We start from the raw sequence: 18,425 nt of genomic DNA on the forward strand, positions 1-18,425 counted from the left end.
CGCGTTGGCTTCGGGCCTTCAGTCGTTGGCCCTTGGAGCGGCCTGTTGAGGCTACAGCTCTGGCTTTCGACGATTCAAATCTAGCCGCCCGAGCGGGGGACGGCCATCTCATCAATGCCGCGTGCGCGTGTAGGCCTTGCCCTACGTGTCGGTCCGCGATGAGGGCTGCAGGCTGTTGCGCCGCGCCAGCGCCGGGAAGAGCTTGAACCACAGCGCGACGACGGCCAGCGTGCCCACGCCGCCCAGCAACACCGAGCCCACCGGGCCGAGCAGGGCGGCTGTGGCGCCCGACTCGAACTCGCCGAGCTGGTTGCTCGCGCCGATGAAGACCGAGTTCACGGCGCCGACGCGGCCGCGCATGTCGTCGGGCGTCTCGAGCTGCACGAGGGACTGCCGGATGACCACGCTGAACATGTCGGCCGCACCGCTGACGGCCAGCACGGCGAAGGCGACCCCGAAGGAGGTCGTCAACGCAAAGGCGATCATCGTCAGGCCGAACACGGCCACGGCGCCCAGCAGCCAGTGGCCGGCACGGCGGGCTATTGGGTGGCGTGCCAACCAGACGCCGACGACGACGGCGCCCAGCGCCGGCGCCGCGCGCAGCAGGCCCAGGCCCTCGGGCCCGGTGTGCAGGATGTCTCTGGCAAAGATGGGCAGCAGGGCCGTGGCCCCGCCGAGCAGCACGGCGAAGAGGTCCAGCGAGATCGCGCCGAGCACGACGGGGCGCTGCCAGATGAAGCGGATGCCAGCCGTCAGCTGCGCCAGGTCGGGCGCGGCACGGCGTGGCTGGGCGGCGCGATGGCGGATGGTCAGCACGTTGGCGATGGCCGTCGCGAGCAGCAGCAGCGACACGCCGTAGACCACCGCAGCGCCCCAGTGCGCCGCCTCGCCCTCATGGCCGAGCCACGACGCGACCGATGGCCCCAGCGCATAGAGGGCACCGCCGAGTGCCGGCCCCGCGATGATGGAAACCTGCATCGTCGAGCTGGCCGCCGCCACGGCGCGCGGCAGCAGGGCGGGCGTCACCAGCATGGGCATCAGGGCCTGCTGGGACGGCATCTGCAGCGCCCGCGCGCAGCCCAGTAGGATGGACAGCGCGAGGATCAGGTTGGGCCCGACCCAGTTGCCCGCGCTGCCCAGCGCCAGGCAGGCCGCGGCCAGGCATTGCAGACCGAGGCTGCCCGCCAGCAGCAGGCGGCGGTCGCGCTGGTCCACGAGATGGCCGGCCGGCAGCGTCAGCAACAGCGCCGGCAGGAATTGCGCGAGGCCGACCAGGCCCAGATCCCAGGCGCTGGACGTCAGGTCATACATCTGCCAGCCCAGGGCCACCATCAGCATCTGGTTGGCCGCGCCGCCGGTCACGCGGGCGCCCAGCAGGCGCAGGTAGTCGCGTTGATCACGCAGGCGTGCCGGCGTGCCGGGAATCGCTTCCGAAATATTCATCGAGCCGAGTCTAAGGAGGTCGCCGTGCTGCCGAGACCTGCCGCCGCGGCCTCGCCCAGTATCTGGGCAGAACCGGGTCAGGGCTTGCGCGGCGGCGTGCAGGCTTCGGCGATGCGGGTCCAGCGCTCGGTCAATGTGGTGGTCCAGACCACGCCACCGCCGCCGCCTTGGGCCGCTTGCAGGGCGGCCAATTGCTGGCGTGCTTCGGCGGCCTGCTGCGGCGTGCCGTTGCGGATGGTGGCCTCGATCTTCTCGAAGACCGGCGCCATCGCGGCGGCCCGCTCCTGGGCCGAAGGCAGGGCCGCGATGGCCGCGCGGGCCTTGGCGGCTTCGGCCGGCGACAGACCGCGTTCGACCATGGCGAGGGCGACCGCCGGGTCACTACCGCCGCCGCCTGGCGCGGGCGTGAAGCTCATCTGCCGCTCCCAGGTCTTGGCGTCGATCTGCTTCCAATGCTCCTGCAGACGGCCGGCCTGGCATTCGGCCTGCAGCTCGGCGCCGCCCTGTGCTGGCCACCAACGCGTCTTGCAGCGATCGGGCAGCAGGTTGGGCGGCACGGAGACGCCCGCCACGCACCAGGTCACCGGCTCGGTGCCGGCATGGGTCTGCTGATGCGGGCGGCCGCCGGCCATGCTGGTGATGATGCGATTGCCGTTGCTGCCGTCCCAGCGCTCGATGTGCTCGACCAGCGTGGGCCCGCTGCCGCTGCGCATATGGGCTTCGCCATCGATGCGGTAGTTGCCGGGTGAGGGCATGGGCATGGGGGACGCGGCGGCGCAGCTCAGGGTCAGGACGAGAAGCGAAAACGGCAGGCGCCGTGCAAGGGAAAAAGGCATGGCGCGCACTCTATGCGGAGCCTGGTCAGCCACCGTCCCAGGCGGGTATCGATCCGTTTCTGGAACTGCCGCCGAATACTGTATATATTTACAGTATGCCACCCGCTCCCACCCGCATCGCTGCCGCCCAACCCAGCCTCGTTCCCCTCGACTCCATCAAGGGCCGCGGTACGGCCACCGCCATGCCGCATCGCTTCGAGCAGCGTGAGCGCGAGCAGTACGACGACGGCTGGGGTTCGCTGGATCAGCAGGCCAGCGAGGAGCATCTGCCGGTGGCGACGCAGATCATCGAGGAGCATGCGAAGAAGATCGTCACCAGCAACCAGTCGCCCGACATCTCCTTCGACTACTCCATCAACCCGTATCGCGGCTGCGAACATGGCTGCATCTACTGCTTTGCGCGGCCCACGCACAGCTACCTGAACCTGTCACCGGGGCTGGATTTCGAGACGCGCATCGTTGCCAAGGTCAATGCGGCCGAGCGCCTGCGCGAGACGCTGGCGGGGTCGAGGTACGAGCCCCGCTCGCTGGTGCTGGGCACGGCCACCGATGCTTACCAGCCCATCGAGCGCAAGCTGGGCATCACGCGGCGCATCGTCGAGGTGCTGGCTGAAACCAGCCACCCGTTTTCCGTCGTCACCAAATCCAGCGGCATCGAGCGCGATCTGGACCTGATCGCACCGATGGCGGCGCAGGGGCTGGTGTCGGTCTATCTGTCGATCACGACGCTGGACAACGATCTCGCCCGCATCCTCGAGCCGCGTGCCGCGGCACCGGCGCGGCGGCTGCGCACCATCCAGGCCTTGGCCGAGGCGGGTGTGCCGGTGGGCGTCAGCGTGTCGCCCATCATTCCCTTCATCAACGAGCCCGAGCTGGAGCACATCCTGGAGGCTGCCCATGCGGCCGGTGCAAGCAGCGCTTTCAGCATCCCCATCCGCCTGCCCTGGGAGGTCAACCCGCTGTTCCAGGACTGGCTGCAACGCCACTTCCCGGACCGCGCCGAGCGCGTGATGGCCCGCATCCGCGAGATGCGCGGCGGCAAGGACAACGATGCCCGCTTCGGCACACGCTTCAGTGGCGAGGGCATCTGGGCCGATCTGCTGCGCGCGCGACTGCGGCGGGTGGTGGCCAAGCTGGGGCTGCGCACGGAACGAAGGCCGGTGCAGCTGTCGCTGTTCAAGCCGCCGCGCAAGCCGTCGGCGCAGGGCGATCTCTTTTAGCTGGTTGAGGACAGAGCGCCTCGCTTTGCTCGCCGGTCTGTCCCGCAAGGTCCTCAGCTTCTGCAGCCGGCCAGCAAGTCCCACTCCGGCTTGTAGACATCCGCCCGCGCGCCCACCCAGCCCATCACGGTGTGGAAGAGGTTGTCGTGCGAGGCCGGTTTATCGCGCAAGGACTGCAGGCAGCCGGGCTTGAGCGCCTTGGCCATGCCGCCGCCCTCGGGCGCCCACAGCACCATGGGCACATGGGTCTGCTCAATGGGCGCCATCGCATAGGGCATGCCGTGCAGATAGAGGCCGTTCTCGCCCAGCGACTCGCCGTGGTCGGACACATAGAGCATGCCGACATCGAAGGCCTGCTGCGTCTGCAGCCAGGCGATGGAGCGGGCCAGCAGCCGGTCGGTCGTCACCAGCGTGTTGTCGTAGGCGTTGACGACCTGCTGGCGTTCGCATTCCTGCAGTTGGTTGCGTTGGCACTCGGGCTGGAAGGGCTTGAGGTCGGCCGGCGAGCGCTTGAAATAGGCCGGCCCATGGCTGCCCATCTGGTGCATGACGAGGACGAGGCCGCGCTGGAGGCGCTCCGGGTCCAGCGCGGCGATGCGCTTGTCCAGCTCGTGCAGCAGGGCTTCGTCGAAGCACTCCTCCTCGCCCATTTCGTCCTTGTGGCACAGGCCCGCGGGCAGCGCCGCGGCACCCTGGGGCAACCTGGACGTCGGGCTGTTGGGCACGCGGTCGCACAGGCCCTTGCAGCCGCTCTGGTTGTCCAGCCAAAGCACGGCCAGGCCGGCGCGTTCCAGCACGTCCAGCAGGTTCTGCTGAGCCTTGCCGGCGTCGAAGTCGGCGCGGCCCTGGGGCGCGAACATGCAGGGCAGTGACGCGGCCGTGGCGGTGCCGCAGGACGAAACCTGGCGCAGGCTGACGAGGCTGGCGCCTTGCAGCTTGGACAGCTCGGGGTTGGTCGGCTTCGAATAGCCGTTCAGGCTGAAGTTCATCGCCCGTGCCGTTTCGCCGACGACGAAGAGCAGCAGCGGTGGCTTGGCACCCTCGGCGCGTGGCAGCAGGCGCGCATCGGCACCGATGACGACCGGCGGACCCTTGGGGCCGGACAGGCTGCGCACGCCGACGGCGCTGACCGAATAGACGGCATTCAGCGGCGTGACCATGTAGCGGATGGTCTTGTAGGTGCGCATCGTCGACGACAGCGTCGCGAACACGCTGAGCGCCAGCAGCACCATCAGTACGACGCCCAGGCCGAGCGATGCGAGATTGCCGCCCAGTCGCTTGGCGAACGCCTGGCGCGGCGCTTGCGGCCGGCGCAGCAGCCACCAGGCGGGCAGGGCGCCGAGCAGCAGCAGGCTGGCCAACAACTTCCAGCTCAGCAGGTCGCGCGTTTCGCGTGCATCGGTCTGCACCATGTTCACGACCATGGTGGGATCGAAGACGATGCCGTAGCTGCCGATGAAATAGGCCAGCGCGCCGCTGGCGAGCAGCAGCACGACGACGACGCCCTTGATGAGGCGCGGCCAGGCCAGCAGGCTGAGCACGGCGCCCGTCGCGGCCGTCACCATGCCGGCGAAGGCGACGGTGAAGGCTATGCCGACACCGGGCAGGGTCTGGAGCTGCTTCCACAGTGGCCAGTTGGCGAGCAGGCCCATCCACAGGGCGGCCAGCCAGGCCTGGGTCAGCGGGCGTGAGGTGTCGGGCTGGAACCAGGCCAGCAGGCGCTTGAGCAGGGGCATTGAAAGGAGCTTAGGGGCGGCGCGCGCATTCTCGCGGCGCCACGTGATCGCCGCCTCGGGTGATACGCGGCTGACAGCGGCGTGTCAGTTCAGGCGGCGACGGTGGTCGCCGTCGTGCGCAACGTGACGCCGCCCGCGGCGCGCGCCTTGCCCGGGCCACCGGTCATGGGCTTCACATAGCGGCCATGCAGGTCTTCGATCTGTTCGGCCAGGCCCGAAGCGCCCTCGATCTTCTCGGCATGGCGCTTCAGCACCAGGCCGGCCATGTCGATGAGCTTGGCATTGCGCGTCGCCTCGCCCTGCTGGATGAGCAGCTCGACAGCCGCCTTGGCGCTGCCGCGCAGCGAGTGGCGCATGGCCGTCTCGGCGACATTGAAGATCTGCTGGTGGCAGTCGCGGAACTGTTCGGCCGCGCCCTGGTGGGCTTCGGCCATGGAGACGAGGATCTCGGTGCTGGCCTTGGCCGAGCAGTAGCGTGTGCCCAGGCCCTTCAGGATCGGCATCATCTCCTCGAGCTCGACCTCCTGGCTGGACAGGCGTATCCACAGCGCCGTCAGCAGCGAGGCGGCCTCGAGATCGAAGTTGCCGGCCTGGGCATGCTCGGTGAACTCGCGTGCCATGACGAGGGCCTGGCCGACGCGGCGCTCCAGCAGGAAGGCGAGGCCGCGAAACACCAGGTCGAAGCGCTGCAGCCGGATCGAGCCGGGCGCGCGCTCCATCGCGGCGGTGAGCGAATCGTGGGCGTACTTGAAGCCCTTGAAATCCTTGGCGTCGAAGCGCATCAGCCCGATCAGCACGAGGCTGAGCATGTCGAAGAGCTTGGAGCGCAGGCCCTGCGACATCGCCCGCTCCAGCATCTTCAGCGCCTCGGCGCGCTGGCCGGCATAGAAGCCCAGGCTGCCGCAGCGCTGCAGGCGCAGCAGGCAGCCCGGCGTCAAGGTGGCCGCCGTCTGATAGGTCTTCAGCGCCTGGGCCAGGTCGCCCTGTTCCATCTGCACATGGCCCATCAGGTCGTGCGAGTCGGCGTAGTCGGGCAGTTCGCCGATGAGGTTCTCCAGCGTGCGGCGTGCCGCCTGGATGTTGCCGCTGGCGACCTCGGTGCGTGCCACGCCCAGCCGCGCCCAGGGCACGGTCTTGGCCGCGATGATGGCTTCGTACAGCGTCTTGGCGTCATCGAAGCGCTTCAGGCGCAGCAGCAGCTCGGCGCCGATGCGCGCGGCGTAGAGCCAGTATTTGTCCTTGGCCTCGAAGCGCGCCATGCACAGGTTGGCGGCGGTCTCGAAGTCCTCGTTCTCGATCGCTTCGAAGATGCCCTTCAGGATGCGTTTGCGCTGGCGGGCGCTGGCCAGGCGCTCGGCGAGGTTGGCGCTGGTATAGGGCTTGATCAGGTAGGCGTCGAGGGCGGCCTCGGCGGCTTCGGCGACCTTGGCATAGGTGGCCTCGCTCGTCACCATGACGAAGACGGTGGAGTAGGGCAGCAGGCCTTCGCGCCGCAGCTCGTCCAGCAGGTCCTGGCCCGAGGTGTCGCTGCTGTCGAAGTGGTAGTCGCACAGCACGATGTCGAAGGTCTGGTGCTCGAGCATCACGCGAGCATCCTTGACGCGCGGAGTCTGTTTGACCGTGCCCACACCGAGGTCGCGCAACTGGGCCGACATCAGGCTGCGCGAGTTGGCGTTGCTGTCGATGATCAGCGCCGACGCGGTCTGGATGGTCTGGTCCATCAGGAACATGCGGCCTCCCGCCCCGGCACCAGGCCGTGGACTGTGATTGGGAAACGCGCGGATCGAATCACTTATGAGGAATCGGAGTGACAGTCGATGGACTTTAGGGTTTATGCGTCAAGCCGGGAAACCTCGTTTACGTGTGTGGGCGCTGCCCGCCGTGACTTAAGGCGCAGGCTGGCTGCGCGTTACGTGCAGCCAGCGGGCATAAAAAAGCCGCGGCCCCTTGCGGGACCACGGCTTAGACGGGCAAGCGAATGGCTTACTTGAACAAATCCTTGACCCGATCCGTCCAGCTCTTGGCATTCGGCGAGTGGCGCTCGCCGCCCTTCTTCAGCGACTCGTCGAGCTCCTTGAGCAGCTTCTTCTGGTGCTCGGTCAGCTTGACCGGCGTCTCGACGGCGATGTGGCAGTAGAGGTCGCCTGGATAGCTGGAGCGCACGCCCTTGATGCCCTTGMCGCGCAGGCGGAAGGTCTTGCCGTGCTGCGTGCCTTCAGGCAACTCGATCTCGGCCTTGCCGCCGAGCGTGGGCACCTCGATGTTGCCGCCCAGGGCCGCCGTGATCATCGACACCGGCATCGTGCAGTGCAGGTCGTCGCCGTCGCGCTCGAAGATCTCGTGCTGCTTGATGCGGATCTCGATGTAGAGATCGCCCGCCGGGCCGCCATTCACGCCAGGCTCGCCATTGCCCGCGGAGCGGATGCGCATGCCCTCGTTGATGCCGGCCGGGATCTTGACCTCCAGCGTCTTCTGCTTCTTGACCTTGCCCTGGCCGTTGCAGGTCGTGCAGGGGTCGGGAATGATCTTGCCGCTGCCGTGGCAGTGCGGGCAGGTCTGCTGGATGCTGAAGAAGCCCTGGCGCATATGCACCGTGCCCGAGCCTTGACATGACCCGCAGGTCTTGGCACTGGTGCCGGGCTTGGCGCCGGTGCCGCCGCAGGTCTCGCAGCCTTCCCAGCTCGGGATGCGGATCTGCGTTTCCTTGCCGCGGGCGGCTTCCTCGAGCGTGATCTCCATCGCGTAGCTGAGGTCGCTGCCGCGGTAGACCTGCTGGCCGCCGCCCGCGCCACGGCGCTGGCCGCCCTGGCCACCGAAGATGTCGCCGAAGATGTCGCCGAAGGCCTCGGCAAAGCCACCGAATCCTTCCGCGCCCGGGCCGCCGCGGCCGGCACCCATATTGGGGTCGACGCCGGCGTGGCCATACTGGTCATAGGCCGCGCGCTTCTGCGCGTCGGACAGCATCTCGTAGGCTTCCTTGCCTTCCTTGAAGCTCTCCTCGGCCTTCTTTGCACCCTCGCCCTGATTGCGGTCAGGGTGGTGCTTCATGGCCAGCTTGCGGTAGGCCTTCTTGATGTCTTCGTCGCTCGCGTTCTTGGCGACGCCGAGGACTTCGTAGTAATCGCGCTTGGACGCCATCGTCTTCTTTCAAGGGAAAAGCCCGAGGGCGCTATGAGGCGCTCCCGGGCTGTGAAGTCATCGAAGGATTACTTGTTGTCCTTGACTTCCTTGAACTCGGCATCAACGACATTGTCGTCGGCCGGGCGCTTCGCTTCGCCTTGCGGCGCGGCCTGCGACTGCTCGGCGCCACCGGCACCGGCGGCTGCCGCTGCAGCGGCCTGCGCGCCCTGCTGGTCGGCGTAGATCTTCTCGCCCAGCTTCTGGCTGGCCGTCATCAGCTTCTCGGTCTTGGCCTCGATGTCGGCCTGGTCGTCACCCTTGATGGCTTCTTCCAGGTCCTTGGCCGCGGCCTCGATGGCTTCCTTCTCGGCGGCTTCGAGCTTGTCGCCATGCTCGCTCAGCGACTTGCGCACGCTGTGGACCATGCCGTCGGCCTGGTTGCGGGCCTGCACCAGCTCGACCTTCTTCTTGTCCTCGGCCGCGTTGGCTTCGGCGTCCTTCACCATCTTCTCGATCTCGGCTTCGGACAGGCCCGAGTTCGCCTTGATGGTGATCTTGTTTTCCTTGCCGGTGCCCTTGTCCTTGGCGCCGACGTGCAGGATGCCGTTGGCGTCGATGTCGAACGAGACCTCGATCTGCGGCGTGCCGCGCGGTGCCGGCGGGATGCCTTCGAGGTTGAACTCGCCCAGCGACTTGTTGGCCTGGGCCAGCTCGCGCTCGCCCTGGTAGACCTTGATGGTCACGGCCGGCTGGTTGTCGTCGGCGGTCGAGAAGGTCTGGCTGAACTTGGTCGGGATGGTCGTGTTCTTCTTGATCATCTTCGTCATCACGCCGCCCAGGGTTTCGATGCCCAGGCTCAGCGGGGTGACGTCCAGCAGCAGCACGTCCTTGCGCTCGCCGCCCAGGACCTGGCCCTGGATGGCGGCACCGACGGCCACGGCCTCGTCGGGGTTCACGTCACGGCGCGGTTCCTTGCCGAAGAACTCCTTGACCTTGTCCTGCACCTTGGGCATGCGGGTCATGCCGCCGACCAGGATGACGTCGTCGATGTCGCTCAGCGCCACGCCGGCGTCCTTGACCGCGGTGCGGCAAGGCGCAATCGTGCGCTCGATCAGCTCGTCAACCAAGGACTCCAGCTTGGCGCGGGTCAGCTTGACATTCAGGTGCTTCGGGCCGGTCGCGTCTGCCGTGATGTAGGGCAGGTTGACGTCGGTCTGCGACGAGTTGGACAGCTCGATCTTGGCCTTCTCGGCGGCTTCCTTCAGGCGCTGCAGGGCCAGCACGTCCTTGGTCAGGTCGACGCCTTGTTCCTTCTTGAACTCGGTGACGATGTAGTCAATGATGCGCTGGTCGAAGTCTTCACCGCCCAGGAAGGTGTCGCCGTTGGTCGACAGCACTTCGAACTGCATTTCGCCATCGACGTCGGCGATCTCGATGATGGACACGTCAAACGTGCCGCCGCCGAGGTCATAAACGGCGATCTTGCGGTCGCCCTTGCCGTGCTTGTCCAGGCCGAAGGCCAGTGCCGCGGCGGTGGGCTCGTTGATGATGCGCTTGACGTCCAGGCCGGCGATGCGGCCGGCGTCCTTGGTGGCCTGGCGCTGGGCGTCGTTGAAGTAGGCCGGCACCGTGATGACGGCCTCGGTCACTTCCTCGCCGAGGTAGTCCTCGGCGGTCTTCTTCATCTTGCGCAGCACTTCGGCCGAGACCTGGGGCGGCGCGAACTTCTTGCCGCGCACTTCCACCCAGGCGTCGCCGTTGTCGGCGGCGGCGATGGTGTAGGGCATCAGGTCGATGTCCTTCTGCACTTCCTTCTCGGCAAACTTGCGGCCGATCAGGCGCTTCACCGCGTAGAGCGTGTTCTTGGGGTTGGTGACCGACTGACGCTTGGCGGAGGCGCCGACGAGGATCTCGCCGTCTTCCTGGTAGGCAATGATGGACGGCGTCGTGCGGGCACCTTCGGCGTTCTCGATGACGCGCGTGGTGTTGCCTTCCATGACGGCCACGCACGAATTCGTGGTGCCCAAGTCAATGCCGATGATCTTTCCCATTTGGAACTCCTGAAGATTTGTTGATGTTTTGGATTTGTGGATAACTTGCCGTCCTTCAAGGGCGGCAGGCTGTGAATTAGTGGGGACAGAGCATGTCGCTTCGCGCCAAGGTCGGTCCCCAGGTCATTAGCGAGGCGCCGAGACCGTCACCAGGGCCGGACGCAGCACGCGGTCGGCAATCAGGAAGCCCTTTTGCAGCACCGCGACGACCGTGTTGGCGTCCTGGGTCGGTGCCGGCACCACGGAGATGGCCTGGTGCTGGTGGGGGTCGAACTTGGCGCCCTGGCCGGGGTTGATCTCGACGACCTTGTTGCGCTCCAGCGCGCTGGACAGCTGGCGGCGCGTGGCATGGACGCCCTCGAGCACGGTCTCGACGCTGGCGCTGGGCGTGGCGATGGCCGCTTCCAGGCTGTCCATCACCGGCAGCATGGCCTCGGCAAAGGCTTCGACGGCGAACTTGCGGGCCTTGGCCACGTCTTCGTCCGCGCGGCGGCGGGCGTTTTCCGTCTCGGCCTTGGCGCGCAGATAGGCGTCGCTCATCTCGGCCAGGCGGCCTTCGAGCTCGGCAATCTTGATTTCGGGGTTCAGCTCGGCGGCCGTGGGGTCGGCAGCGCCGGCTGCGTCTTCGGGCAAGGGGTTTTCGGTCGTCATGGCAGAAAAGGGGGCAATCGCGTTGACATGGGCGCGATGGCCCTGGTTTCAAGAGGGGGAATTCAAAACGAATTATCCGGGTCAACCCGGATCTTCATCGTCCAGGGAGACGGACCATCGGTCCCAGTCTGCCAAGCGGCGCCGGTCCTGCTTTGTCGGACGACCCTGGCTGATGGTGTCAGCCGGCTCCGGCGCCAGGCGACGCGCCTCGGCTGCGGCCTCGCGGGCCGTGATGCTGGCCTGGGTTTCGGCGTAGAGCGCCTGGGCCTGCGGTGCCGGGCCGCGCTGGTTGGAGAGGCCCTTGACCTCGACCTCGCGGTTGACGACGCCGATGCGCAGGCTGAGCAGGTCGCCCGCCTTCACATCGCGTGACGGCTTGACCGGCTGGCCGCCGATGCGCACTCGGCCCAGGTTGATCTCCTCGACGGCCAGCGCACGGGTCTTGTAGAAGCGCGCGGCCCAGAGCCATTTGTCCAGCCGCATGCTGGCGAGCGCTTCGCTCACTGCTCGGCTCCAGCAGCCAGGGCTCGTTGGCGTTGCAGGGCCAGGGTGTCGGGGTGGGGTGCTTCGGTGATCCAGCCCTGCAGATGGCGCTCGGCCACTTTGGCGAGGGCCTTGATGCCGGCCGGATGGTCGTTCAGGCAGGGGATGTAGGCAAAGCGCTGGCCGCCGGCCGCCAGGAAGGCGGCGCGGGCCTCCTGGTTGATCTCTTCCAGCGTCTCCAGGCAGTCGACGGAGAAGCCCGGGCAGATGACGTCCACGGTCTTGAGCCCGCCCTTGGCCAGCTTGACCAGCGTGGGTTCCGTGTAGGGCTCCAGCCACTTGGCCTTGCCGAAGCGGCTCTGGAAGGTGACTTGCCACTCGCCATCTTTCAGGCTCAGGGCTTCGGCCAGCAGGCGACCCGTCTTCAGGCATTCACAGTGGTAGGGGTCACCGAGATGCAGGGTGCGCTCGGGCATGCCGTGAAAGCTCATGACGAGCTTGTCGCCGCGGCCCTCGCGTTGCCAGTGTTCGTGCACGGTCTGGGCCAGGGCGGCGATATAGCCCAGCTCGTCGTGATAGCGGTTGATGAAGCGCAGCTCGGGCACATGCCGGGTCTGCAGCGCCCAGCGGGCGACGTCGTCGATGACGCTGGCCGTCGTTGCGCCCGAGTACTGCGGGTAGGCCGGCAGCACGAGGATGCGGCGTACGCCGTCACGCTTGAGCGCATCCAGCGTCGTGGCAATGGCCGGCTGGCCGTAGCGCATCGCCATGGCCACGCGCACACCGAGCCGCCCCTGCAGCAGCTTGGCCTGCTTCTCCGTCCAGACCTTGAGTGGCGAGCCTTCTGGCATCCAGACGGTGGCGTACTTGGCGGCGGACTTGGCCGGCCGCACGCGCAGGATGATGCCGTGCAGGATCAGCAGCCACAGCAGCCGCGGGATCTCGACGACGCGCGGGTCGGCCAGGAACTGGGCGAGGTAGCGGCGCAGGGCAGGTGCATCCGGCGCATCGGGTGTGCCGAGATTGCAGAACAGGACGGCAACGTCGGGGCCAGCAGGCGCGGCGCCGTGGCGCTGCGGCGGTTCGGGGAGAAACGGCATGTCAGTTGATCGATTTTGCGGGCCGAGCGCTGGGCCGCTCCCGAGCCGGCCCGGGATGGCGATGTGCTTGCCGGTCGAACCGGCAAGCATCGCCGTCCCCTCGGGGGACCGGCCAAGGTACGCCTTGGACGAGGGGCACCATGTCTTCAGCGCCTGGAGCGAGGTCCGCCAAAGGGCTGGGGCTCGGTGTCGTAGAAGTGCAGCACCTCGAAGCGCACGATGGGCGACTGGTCGTCGGTGGGCATGCCGCCCAGGCCGATGACGCCGCTGCCATGCAGGGTGCAGCTGCCACGCTTGAGGCTGAGCAGCTCGCCCGAGTCGCCAAAGCGCACATAGGTGCCGTTGTAGGACAGGTCGGTCAGCTCGAAGCTGCTGCCTTGCCAGTCAATGCGGGCATGCGAGCGAGACACACGGGCGTCGGTGATGCAGTAGGTGGCCTGCACGCTGCGGCCCAGCACGATGGGCATGGCACCGATGTCGAAGACGCGGTCCAGATCCTGCCAGATCAGACGCATGCCGTCCGGCTCGGTCGAACGCATGGGCTCGCCGAACTGCGTGGCGGTGTCGTCGGCGCTGACCAGCGGCGCGGCGTCCATGCGGTAGACATGCACGGGCTCGATACGGCCGCGCACGGAGATGCGGTCCAGGCTGCGGAAGCGCCCCTTGGACGCGTGGTGCAGGCCGGTCAGCACCTCGGCGGTGATGAGGATCTCGCCGTCGCCGGCATGGTCGATGAGGCGGGCCGCGACGTTGACGGCGTCGCCGAAGCAGTCACCGTTGAGCTCCACGACCTCGCCGCGTGCCAGCGCCACCTGCAGGCGCAGCGGCAGCAAGCCGGAGTGGTTCTGGCGGCGCGCGCGCTGCACGGTCCGTTCCAGCATTTCCTGCATGCGCTGGGCAGCGCGCACGCCGTCGCGCGGCGTCTCGAAGGCGGCCATCAGGCCGTCGCCCAGGGTCTTGATCAGCTGGCCGCCACTTTCCAGCACGGCTTCGCTGATCTGGCCCACGGTCTGGGTGACCATGCCACTGGCTTCGGCATTCCCGAGGGCCTCGTACAGCCCGGTGCTGCCGCGCAGGTCGGCAAAAAGGACGGTGCGCTCGCGGATCGCGGTCATGTGAGCAGTTTATCGGCGTAAAAAAGGCCGGGTGTAGCCGGCCTTTGGGAAGTCGCGCGCAGCTTGTGCCCAGCCTCGCTGCGCGAGTCAGGGCGCAAGTTGCATTGCCGCTGCGCGGCAGTTCGCTGAAGCGAACCACGCATCCGGCCAACCTTTACAGGTTATCCAGATACGTGCGCAACTTGTCACTGCGGCTCGGGTGCTTGAGCTTGCGGATCGCCTTGGCCTCGATCTGGCGGATGCGTTCACGCGTGACGTCGAACTGCTTGCCGACTTCTTCCAGCGTGTGGTCGCTCTGCATCTCGATACCGAAGCGCATGCGCAGCACCTTGGCTTCGCGCGGCGTCAGCGAGTCGAGGATGTCCTTCACCACGTCGCGCAGGCCGGCCTGCATCGCGGCCTCGATGGGCGCCGTGTTGTTGGTGTCCTCGATGAAGTCGCCCAGGTGGCTGTCGTCGTCGTCGCCGATCGGCGTCTCCATGGAGATCGGCTCCTTGGCGATCTTCATGATCTTGCGGATCTTGTCTTCCGGGATCTCCATCTTCTCGGCCAGCGTCGGGGCGTCCGGCTCGTAGCCGAACTCCTGCAAGTGCTGGCGCGAGATGCGGTTCATCTTGTTGATCGTCTCGATCATGTGAACCGGGATGCGGATGGTGCGGGCCTGGTCGGCGATGGAGCGCGTGATGGCCTGGCGGATCCACCACGTGGCATACGTCGAGAACTTGTAGCCGCGGCGGTATTCGAACTTGTCCACCGCCTTCATCAGGCCGATATTGCCTTCCTGGATCAGGTCCAGGAACTGCAGGCCGCGGTTGGTGTACTTCTTGGCGATGGAGATCACGAGGCGCAGGTTGGCCTCGATCATTTCCTTCTTCGCGTCACGAGAGGCCTTTTCGCCCTCGTTCATCTTCTTGTTGATGTCCTTCAGATCGTCCAGCGGCACCACGGCCTTGGCCTGGATGTCGGTGAGCTTCTGCTGCAGTTCCTGCACCGGCGGCAGGTTGCGGGCGAGGATGACGCTGTAGGGCTTGCCGGCCGCGACTTCCTTTTCGGCCCACTTCAGGTTCAGCACATTGGGCGGGAAGGTCTTGATGAAGTGCTCTTGCGGCATGCCGCACTTGTCCACCACGATCTTGCGCAGTTCGCGCTCGTAGCGGCGCACGTCGTCGACCTGGCTGCGCAGGATGTCGCACAGCTTCTCGATGGTCTTGACCGTGAAGCGGATGGTCATCAGCTCCTGGCTGATGGCCTGCTGGGCCTTGTTGTAAGGGATCGACTTGTAGCCGTCCTTCTCGAAAGCCTTGCGCATCTTGTCGAAGGCAGCGGACATCGAGTCCAGCTTCACCAGCGCGGCGTTCTTCAGCTCTTCGAGCTTTTTGGTCAGGGCCTTGGAGCCGCCGTTGCCGTCATCGTCGTCTTCCTCGTCGAACTCGTCGAAGTCTTCTTCGGCCACGTAGTCGTCGGCCTCGTCTTCGGCCACGAAGCCATCAACGACGTCGGAGATCTGCATCTCGCCGGCGCGGATCTTGGTGGCGAACTCGAGGATGTGGGCGATGGTCGTCGGCGAGGCCGAGATCGCCAGCATCATGGCCTGCAGGCCGCCTTCGATGCGCTTGGCGATTTCGATTTCGCCTTCACGGGTCAGCAGCTCGACCGTGCCCATTTCGCGCATATACATGCGCACCGGGTCGGTCGTGCGGCCGAATTCGGAGTCCACCGTCGACAGCGCGGCTTCGGCGGCTTCTTCGGCTTCTTCTTCTGTCGACGTGGCGGTCGTGTTGCCCTGGATCAGCAGCGTGGCGGCGTCGGGCGCCTGCTCGTAGACCGCGATGCCCATGTCGTTGAGCATGGAGATGATGGCCTCGAGGATTTCCTCGCTGACCAGCTTCTCGGGCAAGTGGTCGTTGATTTCCTGGTGCGTCAGGAAACCACGCGTCTTGCCCATCTTGATGAGGGTCTTCAGCTCGCTGCGGCGCTTGTGGGCTTCCTCTTCGGTCAGCGCGGTCTCTTCCAGACCGAACTCACGCATCAGCGCGCGCTCCTTGGCGCGGCTGACCTTCATGCGCAGCGGTTTGGCCTTGACGGTTTCTTCTTCGACCGCAGCCACCTCCTCGACGACTTCGGCCTCTTCGCCTTCAATCTCGGCCTCGATGTCGGAGAAGTCTTCCTCGTCCTCGGCTTCCTTCTTGCCGCCGACCTTCTTGGTCTCGGTGGCCGCCTTGGGCTTGCGACCGCGCTTGGGCTTGTCCTCTTCAGCCACGGCGGCCTTGGCCGTCTTCGTGGCAGGCTTGGCCGCGGCCGCCTTGGTGGTCTTGGCGGGCGCCTCGGCTGCAGCCTTCACGGCCGTCTTTTTCTTGAGCTCCTCGGCTGGAGCGGGGCTGGCCTTGGGCGCGGTCTTCTTGGCGGTCATGCAGGTCCTTCGTGTTTGCGCGGTCAATTCTGAAATGCAGCAGCCACCGCGGCCGGCCCGGGCTCGATCGCAAAACCAGCGGGGCAGGGGGCGGTGGCTTTCGTCGCCAGGTATCAACCGGATATCGGCCGAGGGACCCAGGCGTGGCGCGAACAAGCTGGCGTGATCGTTTGGTGTGCAGAGGTGGCGGGTGAGTTGGCCTTTAAAACCCCTTGGGTCTTGCCCGTTGGGTTGCCCAGTGTCGCTGGGTGGCCGGGGTCCGGCATCTCTCTGCCGTCACTCTTGTTGACGCGCGCGGAAAACACGAGATTATCAGCGATCCGCAGCCAAATTGCAAAACCGTGACAGGTAAACCCGTATTCAGGCCGCCTGAGCCCCGCCGCCCTTGAACTCGTCGGCACGGGCGCGGAGCTGCCGGTAGCGCAGGCGGTCGGCCTCGCTGAGGGAGGGTTGCGCCAGCAAGCTGGCGATTTCGGCGTCGATCTGGTCGCGCCTGAGCTTGGTCAGCGCTGCCGTCAATTCCTTCGCCGGGGTGGCGTCGGCGCCCAGGTCGTGAACCGGGTGGATGACCTGGGCGGCGCGCGCGCCCAGCCCGGCCTCGGCCAGGCCCACCTCGATGGCGGCCCAGGGCGTCGCGCCGTGGTGTGTCAGCTGTCGCTCCAGCCATTGGATGAGCTCGCCGTGCAGGCCGGGCAGGTCATGCAGCAGCGCACGGTCCTCGTCGGCCAGCGTCTCCCAGAGCTCGCTGTGCTGCAGCAGCAGGCGGGTGGCGTGGTCGGTGGCCGTCGCCGGCGCGGTCCGCGGGCCTGACGGGCGCTCCTCGGCGTCCCGGCGGGATTTCCAGTCGCCCTTGCCCTTCCATTCACCTTTGGGCTTCCATTCGCCCTTGGGTTGCCAACGCGGCTTTTCCGCCGGGGCGCCGGCTTCGGCGGCGGGTGCGGCGGCTGGGGGCGGCTCGCCCAGCCACAGCGCCTGCAGCTCGGCTTCAGGCATCTGGCCCTGGCGCGCCAGTTCGCCCAGCAGTTGCCGGCGCAGCAGACTGTCGGGCAACAGGTTCCACAGCGGGCGCGCCTGGTTGAGCATGCGGGCCCGCCCCTCGGGCGTACCGAGATCGCAACCCTCGCCCGCCACGGTGACCAACTGCCGCGACAGCGGGACAGCCGTCTCGATGCAACGCTCGAAGGCCTCGGCGCCCAGTTCGCGGACGTAGGAGTCGGGGTCGTGCTCGGGCGGCAGGAACAGGAACTTGACCGTTCGCGTCTCGGTCGCATGGGGCAGGGCGGCCTCCAGAGCGCGCCCGGCAGCGCGCCGGCCGGCGGCGTCGCCATCGAAACTGAAGACGACTGACTCGGTGTGCCGGAAGAGCTTGTGCACATGGTCGGCCGTGCAGGCCGTGCCGAGCGTCGCGACGGCGTTGCCGATGCCGTGCTGAGCCAGGGCGACGACGTCCATATAGCCCTCGACGACGAGGGCGTGGCCGCGCTGGCGGATGGCCTGGCGGCCCTCGAAGAGGCCGTAGAGCTCGCGGCCCTTGACGAAGACGGGCGTCTCGGGCGAGTTCAGGTATTTGGGCTCGCCCTTGTCCAGCACGCGGCCGCCGAAGCCGATGACCTCCCCCTGCACGTTGCGGATGGGGAACATGACGCGGTCGCGGAAGCGGTCGTAGCGCTTGGCGTCCTGGCCGGGCTCGGCCTCTGGCGTGATGACGAGGCCCGACTCGACGAGCTGGGGATCGTCATAGCTCGGGAATCCGCTGGCCAGCGAACGCCAGCCTTCGGGGGCATAGCCCAGGCCGAAGCGGGCGGCGATCTGGCCCGTCAGGCCGCGACCCTTCAGGTAGTTGACGGCCCGCTCGGATTCGCGCAGCTTGGCCTTGTAGAAGTCCGCGGCATGGGCAAGCACATCCGTCAGGCTCTGCTGCCTGGCCTTCTCGGCCTTGGCGCGTTCGCGCTGCTCGGGGCTGCGCTCGTCCTGCGGCACCTGCATGCCGACCTGCTGGGCCAGGTCTTCCACGGCCTCGACGAAGGTGGCGGCCGTGTGCTCCATCAGGAAGCCGATGGCATTGCCATGCACGCCGCAGCCGAAGCAGTGGTAGGTCTGGCGGATGGCATTGACGTTGAAGCTCGGCGATTTCTCGCCATGGAAAGGGCACAAGCCCTTGTGGTTGGCGCCGGCTTTCTTCAGTTCGACGTGGCGGCCCACCACCTCGATGATGTCGACGCGGGCGAGCAGATCCTGGATGAAGCCTTGGGGTATCACC

General features: G+C 67.0%; 13 protein-coding genes. 1 reads left to right on the forward strand and 12 read right to left on the reverse strand.

The annotated features are described in order from the left end of the window. Positions 1-141 precede the first annotated feature (141 nt). Both AC1DW3_RS03250 and AC1DW3_RS03255 read right to left on the reverse strand, forming a co-directional pair. Positions 142-1,443: an MFS transporter gene (locus AC1DW3_RS03250; protein ID WP_477928527.1), complete on the reverse strand. Its 1,302-nt coding sequence runs from the start codon at positions 1,441-1,443 to the stop codon at positions 142-144. Positions 1,444-1,520: 77 nt separating this feature from the next. Further along, positions 1,521-2,279, reverse strand: a complete 759-nt coding sequence (locus AC1DW3_RS03255; RefSeq protein WP_477928529.1) for a hypothetical protein — start codon at positions 2,277-2,279, stop codon at positions 1,521-1,523. A 95-nt stretch (positions 2,280-2,374) separates the two neighbouring features. Between AC1DW3_RS03255 and AC1DW3_RS03260 the strand changes: the two genes are divergently transcribed. Next, the gene (locus AC1DW3_RS03260) at positions 2,375-3,499 is read left to right on the forward strand and encodes a PA0069 family radical SAM protein (RefSeq protein ID WP_477928531.1); all 1,125 of its coding nucleotides are present in this window, start codon (positions 2,375-2,377) and stop codon (positions 3,497-3,499) included. Positions 3,500-3,552: 53 nt separating this feature from the next. Here the strand turns inward: AC1DW3_RS03260 and AC1DW3_RS03265 are convergent, their stop codons facing one another. From AC1DW3_RS03265 to dnaG, 10 genes are all read right to left on the reverse strand, one after another. Then, positions 3,553-5,235: a phosphoethanolamine transferase gene (locus AC1DW3_RS03265; protein ID WP_477928533.1), complete on the reverse strand. Its 1,683-nt coding sequence runs from the start codon at positions 5,233-5,235 to the stop codon at positions 3,553-3,555. A gap of 89 nt (positions 5,236-5,324) precedes the next feature. Further along, the gene (locus tag AC1DW3_RS03270) at positions 5,325-6,965 is read right to left on the reverse strand and encodes a response regulator (protein WP_477928535.1); all 1,641 of its coding nucleotides are present in this window, start codon (positions 6,963-6,965) and stop codon (positions 5,325-5,327) included. Between the two features lie 253 nt (positions 6,966-7,218). Next, a complete protein-coding gene (gene dnaJ / locus AC1DW3_RS03275; RefSeq protein WP_477928537.1) occupies positions 7,219-8,373 on the reverse strand; it encodes a molecular chaperone DnaJ in 1,155 nt (384 codons plus the stop codon). A 68-nt stretch (positions 8,374-8,441) separates the two neighbouring features. Then, positions 8,442-10,406 (reverse strand): molecular chaperone DnaK, encoded by a 1,965-nt coding sequence (gene dnaK / locus AC1DW3_RS03280; protein WP_477928539.1) that lies wholly within the window; start codon positions 10,404-10,406, stop codon positions 8,442-8,444. Between the two features lie 126 nt (positions 10,407-10,532). Next, positions 10,533-11,057, reverse strand: coding sequence for a nucleotide exchange factor GrpE (grpE, locus tag AC1DW3_RS03285; protein WP_477928541.1), 525 nt, complete (start codon positions 11,055-11,057; stop codon positions 10,533-10,535). Positions 11,058-11,138: 81 nt separating this feature from the next. After that, a complete protein-coding gene (locus AC1DW3_RS03290; protein ID WP_477928773.1) occupies positions 11,139-11,540 on the reverse strand; it encodes an RNA-binding S4 domain-containing protein in 402 nt (133 codons plus the stop codon). Between the two features lie 17 nt (positions 11,541-11,557). Next, complete coding sequence (gene hemH, locus AC1DW3_RS03295; RefSeq protein ID WP_477928543.1) at positions 11,558-12,640, reverse strand: ferrochelatase; 1,083 nt, start codon at positions 12,638-12,640, stop codon at positions 11,558-11,560. A 146-nt stretch (positions 12,641-12,786) separates the two neighbouring features. Continuing rightward, positions 12,787-13,755 (reverse strand): adenylate/guanylate cyclase domain-containing protein, encoded by a 969-nt coding sequence (locus AC1DW3_RS03300; protein WP_477928544.1) that lies wholly within the window; start codon positions 13,753-13,755, stop codon positions 12,787-12,789. 154 nt (positions 13,756-13,909) lie between these two features. Next, a complete protein-coding gene (rpoD, locus tag AC1DW3_RS03305; RefSeq protein ID WP_477928545.1) occupies positions 13,910-16,165 on the reverse strand; it encodes an RNA polymerase sigma factor RpoD in 2,256 nt (751 codons plus the stop codon). Positions 16,166-16,525: 360 nt separating this feature from the next. Next, positions 16,526-18,424, reverse strand: a complete 1,899-nt coding sequence (dnaG, locus tag AC1DW3_RS03310; RefSeq protein ID WP_477928546.1) for a DNA primase — start codon at positions 18,422-18,424, stop codon at positions 16,526-16,528. Position 18,425 lies beyond the last annotated feature (1 nt).

The organism is Roseateles sp. P2_H4, assembly GCF_056403315.1.